Source organism: Arthrobacter sp. V1I7 (assembly GCF_030817015.1).
In the GTDB taxonomy this organism is placed as follows: domain Bacteria; phylum Actinomycetota; class Actinomycetes; order Actinomycetales; family Micrococcaceae; genus Arthrobacter.
Genome location: NZ_JAUSYS010000001.1, coordinates 1247783 through 1261193 on the forward strand (window position 1 = coordinate 1247783; position 13411 = coordinate 1261193).

The 13411-nt window shown below is 65.9% G+C and carries 10 protein-coding genes and 2 pseudogenes; 8 read left to right on the forward strand and 4 right to left on the reverse strand.

Annotated features, from left to right (window positions below; translation table 11 throughout):
• The first annotated feature begins 2 nt into the window (after window positions 1-2).
• Genes QFZ69_RS05895 through QFZ69_RS05905 form a run of 3 tightly spaced genes read left to right on the forward strand, consistent with a single transcriptional unit; the run spans window position 3 to window position 4326 of the window.
• The gene (locus tag QFZ69_RS05895; protein WP_306999966.1) at window positions 3-434 is read left to right on the forward strand and encodes a DUF2550 domain-containing protein; all 432 of its coding nucleotides are present in this window, start codon (window positions 3-5) and stop codon (window positions 432-434) included.
• Between the two features lie 5 nt (window positions 435-439).
• Entirely contained in the window at window positions 440-1786 is a 1347-nt protein-coding gene (locus QFZ69_RS05900) for an alpha/beta hydrolase family protein (RefSeq protein ID WP_306916323.1), read from the forward strand.
• 2 nt (window positions 1787-1788) lie between these two features.
• Complete coding sequence (locus tag QFZ69_RS05905) at window positions 1789-4326, forward strand: bifunctional lysylphosphatidylglycerol flippase/synthetase MprF (protein WP_373463160.1); 2538 nt, start codon at window positions 1789-1791, stop codon at window positions 4324-4326.
• A 250-nt stretch (window positions 4327-4576) separates the two neighbouring features.
• Here QFZ69_RS05905 and QFZ69_RS05910 read toward each other — a convergent pair whose 3' ends face one another.
• Window positions 4577-4780, reverse strand: coding sequence for a cold-shock protein (locus tag QFZ69_RS05910; RefSeq protein ID WP_024365900.1), 204 nt, complete (start codon window positions 4778-4780; stop codon window positions 4577-4579).
• A 327-nt stretch (window positions 4781-5107) separates the two neighbouring features.
• Window positions 5108-5383 carry a hypothetical protein gene (locus QFZ69_RS05915; protein WP_306916324.1) on the reverse strand — a complete coding sequence of 92 codons (276 nt, stop codon included), beginning with the start codon at window positions 5381-5383 and terminating at the stop codon, window positions 5108-5110.
• Between the two features lie 335 nt (window positions 5384-5718).
• Between QFZ69_RS05915 and xylA the strand changes: the two genes are divergently transcribed.
• The 4 genes and pseudogenes from xylA (at window position 5719) to QFZ69_RS05935 (ending at window position 10125) form a co-directional block, all read left to right on the forward strand.
• Complete coding sequence (gene xylA, locus QFZ69_RS05920; RefSeq protein ID WP_306916326.1) at window positions 5719-6909, forward strand: xylose isomerase; 1191 nt, start codon at window positions 5719-5721, stop codon at window positions 6907-6909.
• A gap of 4 nt (window positions 6910-6913) precedes the next feature.
• Window positions 6914-8434, forward strand: coding sequence for a xylulokinase (locus tag QFZ69_RS05925; RefSeq protein WP_306916328.1), 1521 nt, complete (start codon window positions 6914-6916; stop codon window positions 8432-8434).
• Between the two features lie 29 nt (window positions 8435-8463).
• A pseudogene (locus QFZ69_RS05930) lies at window positions 8464-8877 on the forward strand (hypothetical protein); the annotation flags it as partial.
• A 33-nt stretch (window positions 8878-8910) separates the two neighbouring features.
• Window positions 8911-10125 carry an ROK family protein gene (locus tag QFZ69_RS05935; RefSeq protein WP_373461805.1) on the forward strand — a complete coding sequence of 405 codons (1215 nt, stop codon included), beginning with the start codon at window positions 8911-8913 and terminating at the stop codon, window positions 10123-10125.
• Between the two features lie 434 nt (window positions 10126-10559).
• On the opposite strand, the gene QFZ69_RS05940 is transcribed toward QFZ69_RS05935, so the two are convergent.
• Both QFZ69_RS05940 and QFZ69_RS23240 read right to left on the reverse strand, forming a co-directional pair.
• The gene (locus QFZ69_RS05940; RefSeq protein WP_306916333.1) at window positions 10560-11582 is read right to left on the reverse strand and encodes a transposase; all 1023 of its coding nucleotides are present in this window, start codon (window positions 11580-11582) and stop codon (window positions 10560-10562) included.
• Window positions 11583-11631: 49 nt separating this feature from the next.
• Window positions 11632-11883: pseudogene (locus QFZ69_RS23240) on the reverse strand (hypothetical protein); the annotation flags it as partial.
• 263 nt (window positions 11884-12146) lie between these two features.
• Here QFZ69_RS23240 and QFZ69_RS05945 point away from each other — a divergent pair.
• Window positions 12147-13406, forward strand: coding sequence for an IS256 family transposase (locus QFZ69_RS05945; protein ID WP_306919611.1), 1260 nt, complete (start codon window positions 12147-12149; stop codon window positions 13404-13406).
• The last annotated feature ends 5 nt before the right edge of the window (window positions 13407-13411 follow it).

The following is a 13411-nucleotide window of genomic DNA, read 5'->3' on the forward strand; positions in this document are numbered from 1 at the left end:
AGATGAACGATACTGTTGTCCCGTTCATCGTCCTGGCAACGATCTTTGCGTTGCTGGTATTTGCACTGTGCCTTTCCGGGGTGCGCCGCTTCAACCTGCGGCGCGCCCTGGGCACGGTGGACGCCTCCATTTGCACGGCTGGAAACAGCTGGCAAATGGGGGTTTGTCGTTATCAGGACAACGACCTGGAGTGGTTCCGCCTTGCTTCCCTCAGCACCCGGCCCAAGCACACGTTCCGTCGCAGCTCGCTGGAGCTGCTGGGACGGCGCAAGCCCACGGAATCCGAACTCGTCAAAGTCCAGCCCGATGCCGTGATAGTTGAACTCCGGTACGAAGGGCAGGAGGTCCTGCTCGCGATGAGATTCGACGCTTACACCGGCCTCTCCTCCTGGCTTGAGGCCGGGCCGGTCATCGGCGTCGGCACCTGGCGCTAGCCCCGATGGACTTCCTCGAAGACATCCGGCTGGTGGATGGTCCGGTACTGTGGATCGCCTGGGCCGCGGGTGCCGCCGGGCTGGCATATCTGCTCTGGTGGCGGGACGGGGCGTCCCGCCTCCAACGCGTCCTCCGGTCAGGGGCCGCCGCGGTGCTTTCGGCACTGCTCGCTGCCGCCCTCGTGGCCGGCGGGCACTGGCTGCTGATCTACGTCTTCTCGGCCTTCCCCGAGGTACTTCCCCGCGAGGTCCTGGCCTGGACCGTTCCCGCCGTCGCCGCCCTGCTGCTCCTTATCCTGCGTCTGAAGGGTATCTGGGGAGCAAAGCGCCCCGCACGCCCCTGGCGGAAGACCGCCGCCGCAACGGTGGCGGTGCTCGGCATGGTGACGCTCTCCGCCGTCCAGATCAACGACTATTTCGGGCTGAACCACACCGTGAGCGATCTGACGGGTACGGCGGTGGCCCGGATCCAGCCGCTCGAGGACGGCCTGAAGCGGGCCTCGGGTGCGGCCCCCGGGGTCAGCCTGGCCGGCTGGACAGCCCCTGCCGGCCTGCCGGACGGCGGTGAGCTTCGACGGGCGTCGATCCCCGGCACGAACTCGGGCTTTCAGAGCCGCGAGGCGTACATCTATCTTCCCCCGGCGTACCAGGCGTCTCCGCGCCCGGCCTTGCCCGTGTTGGTGCTCTTTTCCGGGCAGCCCGGGGCTCCGGCCGACTGGCTCACCGGAGGTGCGCTCCGCAGCCGGATGGACCGGTTCGCGGCAGCGCACCACGGCGTGGCGCCGGTGGTGGTCGTCGTTGATCCGAACGGTTCGACCTCGGGCAACACGATGTGCCTGGACAGCAGGATCGCGCAGGCTGACACCTTCCTGTCCCAGGACGTCCCGGCGTGGATTGACCGGACGCTCGCCGTCGATCCGGACCGCCGCCAGTGGGCCGCCGGCGGATTCTCCTTCGGAGGCACCTGTGCGGTGCAGATGGTGACCCGCCACCCGGAGATCTACAGTTCCGCGCTGGCCTTCTCAAGCGAGCAGGAACCGGCCATCGCGAAGGAACGCGAGAAAACCATCGAGGCCTCCTTCGGCGGCGACACGGAAGCCTTCGAGCGGCTGACGCCGTTGCGGCTGATGGCCGAGCGCCGCTTCGAGGGGAACGGCATCTACTTCGCGGCCGGTGTCCGGGACCCCGAGTTCATGGGCTACCTGGACGTGCTCTCTGCAGCCGCGCGGGATGCCGGTTTCAGCGTGGAGACCCGCAGCATCGACAACGCGGGCCATTCCTGGCTGGCGGCCTCCAGCGGCCTGCCCGGAGGCCTTGATTTCCTGGCCGCCCGGTGGGGTATCCGGCCGTGACGCTGGACGCAGCAGCCGGAGCACGGCCGGCGGCGGGCCAGGGCGGCACCTCGCCCCGCGGCGTTGTGCGGGAGTCGCTCGGCGCTGTCCTGGCCCATTTCCAGGCCATCCCGTTCACGCTCGCAGTGCTCGCCGTCTTTTTGGCCACCGGGGCGGTCACCGGGAGCTTCCTCTCCGGGCCGCCGGAGCGGCTGCTGGCCGTGGCCTCGGTCAGCGCCCCGGGCCTGAAAGCGGGCCAGTGGTGGTCCCTGTTCACCTCGATGTTCTTCGCGACCAACGTGCTGGCCTACTTTTCCGCGTCGCTCATGATCCTCCTGCTGCTGGGCCTCGCCGAACGCCGGCTCGGCTCGAGGCGGGCCGCGGTATTCTTCTTTGCCGGCCAGTTTGCCGCCGTCACCCTGTTCCTGCTGTTCACCCAGCTCGCCCGGTTTGCCGGCGACGGCTGGTTGGGCCTCATGGTGGACGCCCGGCTGATTGGTCCCTATGCGGCGGTCCTCGCCGCTTCCCTCGCCTCCAGCGGCCTGTTGCCCACGCTCTGGCAGCGGCGGCTGCGGACGGCCGTCCTGTCGGGTTCGCTCCTGCTGGTGCTGTATGTGGGCCATCCGGAAACCGTCGTGGGGCTGGCAGGGGCGGTGGCCGGGATGGCGGCGGGCTGGTGGATCCAAGGCGACTCGGGCACCCTGCACCGGCACCGCTCGACCGGGCGCGAAACCCGCAACCTGCTGGCCCTCACCGTGGCAATCTTCGCCGTCGGACCCATCCTCACCGCCGCGGTCCGAAGCCCCACCGGGCCCCTGGCCCTGCTGCGGGACGTCGTCCTGAACCCGCTGCCCACGCTCAGCCAGCTGGAGCAGAACTGCGGCGGCACGGTCGACGTCGGGTGCCTGGAAGTGGGCCGGGCGGGCTTCGCCGGACCGCTGGGCCTTGCCCTCGCCGTGGTGCCGGTGGTCTTGCTGCTCATCTGCGCGGACGGCATGCGGCACGGCCGCCGGCTCGCCCTCCGGATCGCCGTGCTCATACAGCTCGCGGTGACGGCGATGGCTGCGGTCTATCTCACCCTGTTCGCCCGGATGCCGCATGGCCCCGGCGGCCGTCCGCATACCGCCGTGATGGGTTCCGGCTTCGTCCACGTGCTGCCTCTCGTGGCGGTCCCGCTGCTGCTGGTCGTGCTGCTGTGGGCGAACCGCCGGCAGTTCCGCGTCGAGACCACCCCCCGGGCCCGTCGGACCCTGGCCGCAGTGGTCGGCGGCACGTGGCTGGTGCTGGCGTCCGGCTACACCGCGGCCTGGCTCGCCGCCGGCGGAATGACTCGGGACGGCGGACTGCAGGGACTGGCCGCTGAGCTGGCGCGGCAGTACCTGCCGCTGCCGATTCCGGGCGCCTACAGCCGTGTCTTCGAGAACCGCAACACCCTCGAAGCCTTCCTCTTCGCCTACTCCGGCATCATCTTCTGGTTTGTCGCCCTGGCCGCGGTGTGGCTGGTCCTGCTGCGACGGCTTCACCGCACCGACGCCGGCACGGGGGACCGTGACGTGGCCCGGGGCCTGATCCGGCAGGGCGGCGACTCATTGTCCTGGATGGCCCTCTGGGAACCGAACAAGTACTGGTTTGCCCCGGACCGGCGCAGCGGGGTGGCGTACCAGCAACACGGCAACGTGGCACTGACCCTGGCCGGACCGTTCGGCCCGGCGGCGCTCCATGCGGACGCCGCTGCCGGGTTCATGCGCTATTGCGCCGAACACGCCCTGATCCCGTGTTTCTATTCCTGCACGGACGGGCTGTGGCCGGCCCTTCAGTCGCGGGGCTTCCGCCGGGTGGCCGTGGCCCAGGAGACCCGGCTGGCCGTGCGCGAACTCGAATTCAAGGGCAAGGAGTGGCAGAACGTCCGGACGGCCCTGAACCGTGCCGCCAAGACGGGCGTGCAGGCGGTCTGGGGCCGCTACAGCGACTTCCCGGCACCGCTGCGCGCCCAGCTCAGCGAGGTCTCGGAAGAATGGGCGGCGCAGAAGTCCGTCCCGGAAATGGGCTTCACTCTGGGCGGCATTGATGAACTCGAGGACGAGGATGTGCTGTGCTGCCTGGCGCTGGATGCGGAGGGCCAGGTGCTGGGCGTCACCAGCTGGCTGCCGGTGTTTGAGGACGGGCGCCTGGTGAGCTGGACCCTGGACTTCATGCGGCGGCGCGGGGAGGCCTTTCCCGGCGTGATGGAATTCCTGATCGCCTCGGCAGTGCAGGAGTTGCGGAGCTCAGTGGAGGTCATCTCGCTGTCCGGATCACCGCTTGCCAAGGACGGCGCCGCCAGCAAGTCCGAGGGTTTGGCGGCCATCCTGGATGTGGTGGGCAGGGCGCTGGAACCGGTTTATGGATTCCGGTCCCTGGCCACCTTCAAATCGAGGTTCAAACCTGACTACCGTACGCTCTACCTTTATTATCAGGACCCGCTGCAGCTGCCCGCCATCGGCCGCGCCCTGAGCCGGGCCTACCTTCCCGGTCTCTCGGTCCGCCAGAGCGCGCGCCTGCTTCGGACGCTGGTGCGCTAACTGCCGGAAGTGCGGGCGCTTGCGGAAGTGCGGGTGTTTGTGGGCCGCTATTCGCGCCAGCTATTCACGTCGGCTATTCGCGCCGGTCATTCCAGCCGCCACTCGCGTTGGCCATTACGGCTGGCTATTCCGGCCGCCGGCCGGAAATGCGAATTGCGCTCCAACGATCAATACCAAAAAAATGATCCCCGGCACCAATGCCGGGGATCATTTCCTGTGGAGGTTGCCTCAGGCAACTCCCAGCGGGTGACTAGACCAGCGTGACGCCGGTAGCCTGGGGGCCCTTGGCCCCCTGGCCGATTTCGAACTGAACGCGAGCGTTCTCGTCGAGGGTCTTGAAGCCACCGGTCTGGATCTCAGAGTAGTGAACGAAGACATCGCCGTCGGAGTCATCCGGGGTGATGAAGCCGAAGCCCTTTTCAGCGTTGAACCACTTCACGGTTCCCTGTGCCATTAGTTTCTCCTCATTGTGGATCTTGAATAAGGCCGGCACACTTCGTGCCGGTCTTGGTCACTCTGCGAGAAGAACCTTGGCTTTCGGACCGGGACAACCGGGCTTCGGCGGCAGGAGCTTCACGTTCGCAACATGTCTTGCGAGCATGAAAAAACACCTACACAAAGACTCGTATTAGAATTTCATGTCCGTTGCGTCAGGTCAACGGGCGCGACGGAGAATTCTCCAAATTTTGCACAAAGAAGGGACGAAGCCTGCCGGCGCCGGCGAATGCGGCTATGGCCCGGCCCGCGTCGGGAATGCCGAGCCCGCCATTGCCGCCGCGCATTACTCTGCGAAGTCCGAGCCGGGCACGTCAAGAAGCGCCCTGAAATCGTCCGGCAGATCGCTGCCGCGGGCCACCTGCTGGGTAACCACACCGTGCGTGCGGGTGCTGCCGCCGTCCGGAACTATCATGGCCAGCACATCCACGCTGATGCTCTCGTCCAAACGGTCGAGGATGGCCAGCGTTCCCGCGGTGTCTGGGATGTCGTTGAACGAATGGCGGGATGCCAAGGCCTTGACCTGGTCCGCGCCGGCAACGAGCTCCTGCAGCTCCTGCATGCTGGCCGGATGGCGGATGGCGGGTGGCGGATCACCGGAGCACGGGGGCGTGGATGTCGGCCTAGTTACGTTCGCTTGCGATCTGATGCATGCGCTGTTGTCCTCCGCTGACCCCCATGGCTTATTTTGATGTCGCGTCCTACATATCTGCCGGAGGTGGACGGGGCCATAGAAAGCATCAGACTCAGAGGGCGCGGTCGACGCGGAGGGCGCAGAGGACGTGCTTGACATCACGAATATTTGGAATATGTTTGGTCATGAAACATTTCCCTTTGAGATGCCACGGCGGTGTTTCGAACCTTGAGTATCAGCCCTCTATCCCTCGGAGCATTTCAATGGCGATCCAGCCCACTCGTGAAGATAAGTTTTCCTTCGGCCTTTGGACAGTTGGCTGGGAGGCGCAGGACCAGTTCGGGTCAGCCACGCGCCCGCCGCTGGATACGGTTGAGGCCGTCAATCGGCTCAGCGACCTCGGCGCGTACGGCCTGACCTTTCACGACAACGATCTTTTCCCCTTCGGGTGCCCAGCGGCCGAGCGCCAGCGGGAGATTGACCGCCTTACCGGTGCACTCAAAGCCACCGGCATGGTGGTGCCCATGGTCACCACCAACCTGTTCAGCCACCCGGTGTTCAAGGACGGCGGCTTCACCAGTAACGACCGCGGCGTGCGCCGCTTCGCCCTGCGCAAGGTCCTGGAGAACATCGACCTCGCCGCCGAACTGGGCGCCGAAACGTTCGTGATGTGGGGCGGGCGTGAAGGCAGCGAATACGACGCCGCGAAGGACATCCGCGGCGCCCTGGAGCGCTACCGGGAAGCCGTGAACCTCCTGGGCGATTACGTCACGGACAAGGGATATAACATCCGCTTCGCCATCGAGCCCAAGCCCAACGAACCCCGCGGCGACATCCTGCTGCCAACCCTTGGCCACGCCCTCGCGTTCATCGAGACCCTGGAGCGTCCGGAGCTTGTAGGCGTTAATCCCGAGACGGGTCATGAGCAGATGGCCGGACTGAACTTCACCCACGGCATCGCCCAGGCGCTCTACCAGGGCAAGCTTTTCCATATCGACCTCAACGGCCAGCGCAGCATCAAGTTCGACCAGGACCTGGTGTTCGGCCACGGAGACCTGCAGAACGCCTTCTCGCTCGTGGACCTGCTGGAAAACGGCGGACCCAACGGCGGCCGGGCCTATGACGGTCCGCGCCACTTCGACTACAAGCCCAGCCGCACCGAGGACATCAACGGCGTGTGGGACTCTGCCGCGGCCAACATGCAGACCTACCTCCTGCTGAAGGAACGTGCCAAGGCCTTCCGCGCCGACCCCGAGGTACAGGCGGCACTTGAGGCCTCGCGGGTCTCCGAAATCAATGAGCCCACCCTCAACCCGGGCGAAGGCTACGAACAGTTGCGGGCGGACAAGTCCGCCTATGAAGAGTTCGACGTCGACGCCTACTTCGGCGGCAAGGGCTTCGGTTTCGTGAAGCTCCAGCAGCTCTTCATCGAGCACCTGCTGGGAGCGCGCTGATCCCATGACGCTGGTTGCCGGAGTGGATTCTTCCACCCAAAGCTGCAAGGTTCTCATCCTCGATGCCGAAACCGGCATTCCCGTCCGCGAAGGCCGTGCTGGCCATCCGGACGGCACCGAGGTCCACCCCGACCATTGGTGGCAGGCGCTGGCAGAAGCCATTGACGACGCCGGCGGGCTGGCCGGCGTCGGCGGCCTCTCCATCGCGGGCCAGCAGCACGGAATGGTGCTGCTGGACCGCGACGGAAATGTTCTCCGCCCGGCACTGTTGTGGAACGACACCAGGTCTGCCGGCGCTGCCGCCCAGCTGACCGCCGAGGTAGGCGCGAAGGAGTACGCCCTGCGGACCGGCCTGGTGCCGGTGGCTTCCTTTACCTCTACCAAGGTCAGGTGGGTCAGGGACCATGAGCCGGAAATCGCGGCCAAGGTGGCCGCCGTCGCGTTGCCGCATGATTGGCTGACCTGGCGTATGCGTGGCTTTGGTCCTTCAGGGTCCAGCCCCCTGGGCCCGGACCTGGAACAGCTCACCACCGACCGCTCCGATGCCAGCGGCACCGGCTACTGGAATCCGGAATCGGGAGCCTATGACTTGGAACTTTTCAAGCTGGCCTTCGGACGGGAGGCCCGTGAGGCAGGGGACTTTGCGGGGCCGGGCGGCGTCGTCGTCTTGCCCAGGGTTCTTGACCCCGGTGCTACGGCGGGGCAGATTCATTCCGAATGCTTCCCCGCCGGCGGCAAGGGCACGTCAGGGCCCGGCTTGGGCGCGGGTTCCGCAAAAGGTGGAATCGCCGTTGGCGCCGGAGCCGGTGATAACGCGGGCGCTGCGCTGGGCCTGGGGCTCGGCCCCGGCGATGTGGTGGTTTCCGTGGGGACGAGCGGCACGGTGTTTGCCGTCGCTGCCGAGCCCTGCACGGACGTCACCGGCACCGTTGCGGGGTTCGCCGACGCGGGCGGCGGCTACCTTCCCATTGCCGTGACCTTGAACGCTGCCCGGGTCCTCAGTTCCATCGCCGAGGTACTGGACGTCGATTTCGATGGTCTGGCCCGCCTGGCGCTGGACGCGGTGCCCGGCGCCGGGGGAGTGGTGCTGGTGCCGTACTTCGAGGGTGAACGCACCCCCAACCTGCCGGACGCGAAGGCCAGTCTGCACGGCCTCAGCATCGCGTCCGCGACGCGTAGCAACATCGCCCGGGCAGCTGTCGAAGGCATGCTGTGCGGACTGTCAGGTGGGATTGATGCGTTGCGTGAACTGGGAGTGCCCGCCCGGCGCCTGCTGCTCATCGGCGGCGCAGTGCAGAACCCGGCCGTGCAGAAAATTGCGGCGCAGGTCTTCGACCTTCCCGTGGTGATCCCCAGCCCCGGCGAGTACGTCGCCCGGGGTGCCGCCGTCCAGGCCGCCTGGGCCCTCACCGGCAAACGCCCGGAATGGCCCGTCGCCATGGACAGCACACCCGAGCCGGACTTCCAGCCGCTCATCAGCAGGAACTACAAGATCGCGAGCGGCTGCATTGACTCCGGCAACTGAGCCCACTGTCGACCCTTCTCCTGCTGACCTTCTCCGTTGAGATGTCAGGAGTCAAGACAAAATGGGTCAACTTCCTGATCTTCGTCAACATCGGAGTACTCTCGGGACTGGCAGGTGTTGTCAGTACGGCCAGAGCGGGCGGGTGCTGTAGCCTCTGCCGGGCAGAACTACGAGCTCGATGCCATCAGCGGTATTCACCCTGATGAGGGTGGAAAGCCGGGTGCCGGCCAGGCTCCTGACCGCGAAATTGGCGGTGCGGCGGTCCAGGCTGGAATAGGAACGGTGGTCGGCGCGGTCATCGGAGGCCTCGTGATGGGTGTGCTTAATAGGGTCTGTCGGTTCTCTCCGTCGATGCCGCCTGGCAAATGGCTATCAAGGGTCTGGTGCTTCTTCTGGCCGTCGCTTTCGATATCTTCAACAAGCGCCGATCAGGCGGAAGATAAGCAGGCACTACAACTAGTTTCGAGAGGCATAGGGTGACGGCTTCACACCTGACCAAGCTGGACGGTGCGCAAAGAACCAGCGCGAAGCCGCTCCAGAGCACGGACACTATTCGGCGCAACAACCTGTCGCTGATTTTGGGCCTGCTCCACAGAGGGGGAGCGCTATCGCGTGCCCACCTGACAAAGCGGACGGGGTTGAACCGGTCAACCATCAGCGCTCTTGTCGCCGAGCTCGGCGACTTGGGACTTGCCTATGAAACAGAAGCGCCTGCCGTAGGGCGCGTCGGACGGCCCAGCCCCCTTGTCCATCCGAACGAGAACATCGCCGCCCTGGCTATCAATCCAGATGTGGATGCCGTGACGGTGGGGCTGGTCGGCCTAGGCGGGCGCGTTCATCGAAGGATCCGGTATGAGGCGGCCACACAACCTTCCGTCACGGAAACAGTCAACATCAGCCGGGCGATTATAGAAGGAATGCAAGCCGATCTGGAGGCCATGGACCGCATTACCGGAGTCGGGGTTGCCGTTCCTGGACTAGTCAGGTCGTCCGACGGGCAGATACTCTTGGCGCCACACCTCCAGTGGGCTGACGAGCCACTGTCGGCTTCCCTGGAGCAGGCCTTGGGCCGCCCCGTGCGTGCCGGGAATGACGCCACCCTAGCGTCGCTCGCAGAAAGCATTTACGGGGCCGCCGTCGGGTTTTCGGATGTTGTGTATCTAAACGGCAGTGCCAGCGGCATTGGCGGCGGAGTCATTTCCGGAGCAAGGCCTTTGCGCGGTTCTGCAGGTTTTGCCGGCGAACTTGGTCACACTCTGGTGCGAACCAACGGGGAAAGGTGCCACTGCGGACGGTCCGGGTGTTTGGACGCCGAAGTTCGCCTTGAACGGTTGCTCGTTCCACTCGGCCTCGTCCGGGCGGATCAGGACGATCTCGAGAGGGCCATTGCCGAGCATCCGTCCCCGGAGCTAGCAGAGGAAGCTGAAAGGCAGATCGACCTCCTTGCCGTAGCGCTGACGAATTTTGTGAACATTTTCAACCCCGAAATAATCGTGCTCGGCGGGTTTCTGGGATCAATCTTTGACCTGAATCCCGAACGCCTTGTCTCGGCCGTAGCGAAAGAGACGATCGGCGGACTGGGAGCCGGCGTAAAGATTAAGAGGGCGATCCTGGGATCCGAGTTGCTGTTGGTGGGCGCCGCGGAACTGGCGTTTGCCCAGCTTCTCTCTGACCCGGCCGGTACGGCATAGAGCTTCCACCAGGGATCCCGTACAAATCCGGTGCCGGTCCAACTTCCTCTCACACCCAGTCAAAGAAGTCTGGCGGCGTCAGCGTAGGCGCGGCCCCAGAACCAGAATCACCGGCAACACAAACCATCGCCATGGCCTCCTACCAAGGCTCGCCCAAGCATTTGTCAATCGTTTCGGCTCTCCCGAACTGTCCCTGAATCCCGATTTGAGTCCTGAGTGGCCAAGCCATCCGCATGTGTACGGCACCAATATGACTAAGACCTCGGGTCATACTCGGCAGGTCCGCTCGTCCACTCCAGCACCGGACCGCCGCCGGCTGCGTGCCCGGGCGTGGCAGGGCACGCTCCCTGTGTCAGACGGGGCGCTCGGAGGGAGTGTGGCGGCTGACGGGTGTGATGGCTGGACCGGCGTGGTTCCTGGCCGCCCACGCTAACTTATCCGACCTCGGCGGTTACCGGGTCATCTGGCGTCGTCCGGGCTGCCCAGGGGCGAAGGGCCGGGCGCCATGCTAGATGCGGCGTAACGCGGAAAGCGTCCGCCATAGCTGTATCGGCGTCTGTTCCGGCCCTTCGTCGGTTCCAGCGTCTCACCGCCGGCCCGGGTTGTGAAGGAAAACCGCGCACCTCCTTCGGGTCCGGAAGCGGGGCTTTCCCGGCTGGCGGGCGTAGGCGATCCGGGTGGCACGGTGCGCCGTGGCGCAGGCGATGACCCCGCCATGTTTGCCCCCCCGTTTTGAGCACGGCCGCGTAGGCCCGGCTCGGCGTATCGTTGAACCACAGCCCCACACCGAGATCGATCAGGGCCCGGCGCAGCGCCACGCTGCCTTCCCTGCTGATGGATCCGTCGCGCCGTTTGCCTGCCGACTCATACTGCGCCGGGGACAGCCTCGACGCCCGGTAGATCTGCGACGGTCCGGGCCAGCGGTGCGGGTCGCCCAGCGCCCCGGTATAGTTCCCGGCACTCACCACACCCCAGCCCGGGGTGGTGGTGAGGGTCGCGAACGGGCTCAGCGGCAGCAGCCGGGCGAGCTCGGCCTCGGCCGCGTCGATCTGCGCGGTCAGCTCTGCCGGCAGGGCCAGGTACTCGGCGAGCACGCGGCGGGCCACCGGCGCGTCCACGGTGGCCAGGGTGTCGCGGGCAGCACCGACGATGCGTTCGGCCAGTGGCCGGCGCACCGCCAGTCCGCGGGCGGCCGCGGACCGGATGAACCGGCCCGCGCCCAGCGCCTCGAGCCGGCAAGGGTCGGCGAATTCGGCCGTCAACTGGTTCTTCGTCGCCGTCCGCACCTGGACCCGGCGGGTCCGGTGCACGGCCCACGCGCCCAACTCCCCGATCACCGCCTCGTGCGCCGTAACCGGGATGCCGCGGCCGGCCAGCACCAGCTCCGTGATCGCTTCCAGATCCAGGGCGTCCGTCTTGACCCGGCGGCGTCCCTGGACCCTGCGCTGTTCGGCCACACTGCGCGGGATTGAGCTCGAGGACCTGCCAGTCTGCAGGCCACACTGAGGGCCCCAGCAGCGGCCGGTGGTAGTGCCCGGCGGCCTCGATGCCGACTTTCACCGGAACATCCGCCCCGGCCAGCGTTCTTCTGATCAGGGCGAGGACCCCGTCCAGGCCCCGCCCTGTCATCTCAAATTCCAGCGGACCCAACAGACGGTGCCGGCCCGCATCAGTGACCGACAACGCGACCACCTTCTTGCCCACATCGACGGCAACAACCACGGGTAAGTCCGTGGCCACCACGGCCTGAACAGACATAAAACACCTCCGGGTGTCGGGAGGACTCGCGGATCAACCCCAGGTCCTCAAGGGAAACCTGATACATCCCGTCCTGACATCTCCGGAGGTGTTTGTGAAGGACAGACTCAACTCATATCAGCTGTTAATACGGCACGCCGATAATGGACCTTCCGTAAAGCTGTCGCCGCTTCGGTTGGGACTGTAATTTAAACGGTGTAACTCCAGAGAATTAGGAGGTTGCCGTGACTGATGTGATTAGTGATGTGACTGCTGCGACGAGCATGGTTGCGCCGGCTCCGGCGGACGCGCTGGATGAGCAGTTGGTGCAGCAGCTGAGTGAGCGGGCGCGTGCGGAAGGCCTGCGGCTGACCGGTGAGGGCGGGCTGCTGTCCCGGCTGACGAAGATGGTCGTGGAATCGGCGCTGGAGGGCGAGATGGAGGACCATCTGGGCTACGCCCGGCACGATCCGGCTGGCAGGGACGGCGGGAACTCGCGGAACGGCACCCGGTCCAAGGAGCTGTTGACCGAGGCCGGTCCGGTGCAGATCGCGGTGCCGCGGGATCGGGACGGCTCGTTCACCCCGGAGCTGGTCAGGAAGCGGCAGCGCCGCCTGTCCGGGCTCGATGACCTGGTCATCTCGCTGTCCGCCAAGGGACTCACGCACGGGGAGATCTGCGCCCACCTGGCCGAGGTCTACGGCGCGGAGGTCTCCAAGCAGACGATCTCCACCATCACGGAGAAGGTCTTGGAGGGTTTGGCGGCCTGGCAGAGCCGGCCGCTGGATCCGGTCTATCCGGTGATCTTCATCGACGCGGTGAACGTGAAGATCCGCGACGGGCAGGTCACGAACCGGCCGATCTACGTGGCGCTGGCGGTGACCTGCGAGGGCACCCGTGACATCCTTGGGCTCTGGGCCGGCGAGCACGGTGACAGGGAGGGGGCGAAGTACTGGCTGCGGGTCCTGTCCGAGATCAAGAACCGCGGCACCCAGGACTGCCTGATTGTGGTCTGTGACGGGCTCAAGGGCCTGCCCGAGGCCATCGCCACCGTCTGGCCTCAGACGATCACCCAGACCTGCATTGTTCACCTTTTGCGCAACTCGTTCCGCTACGCGTCGAAGAAGGACTGGTCCGCGATCGCGAAGGACCTCAAGCCCGTCTACACGGCGGCGTCGGAATCCGATGCCCTGGACCGGTTCGTGGAGTTCAGCGAGAAGTGGGAAAAGCGCTACCCGGCGATCATCCGGCTCTGGACCAACGCCTGGGCCGAATTCGTGCCCTTCCTGCAGTTCGACCGCGAGATCCGCACGATCATCTGCACGACCAACGCCATAGAGAGCATCAACGCGCGCATCCGGCGAGCCGTGAATGCCCGCGGACACTTCCCCACGGAGCAGGCCGCGCTCAAATGCGTCTATCTGGCGGTCATGAGTCTGGACCCCACCGGGACGGGCCGACAACGCTGGTCCAACCGCTGGAAGGCTGCGCTCAATGCCTTCGAAGTCACCTTCGACGGACGCCTGTCCGCCGGCAAGAAATAAAATCA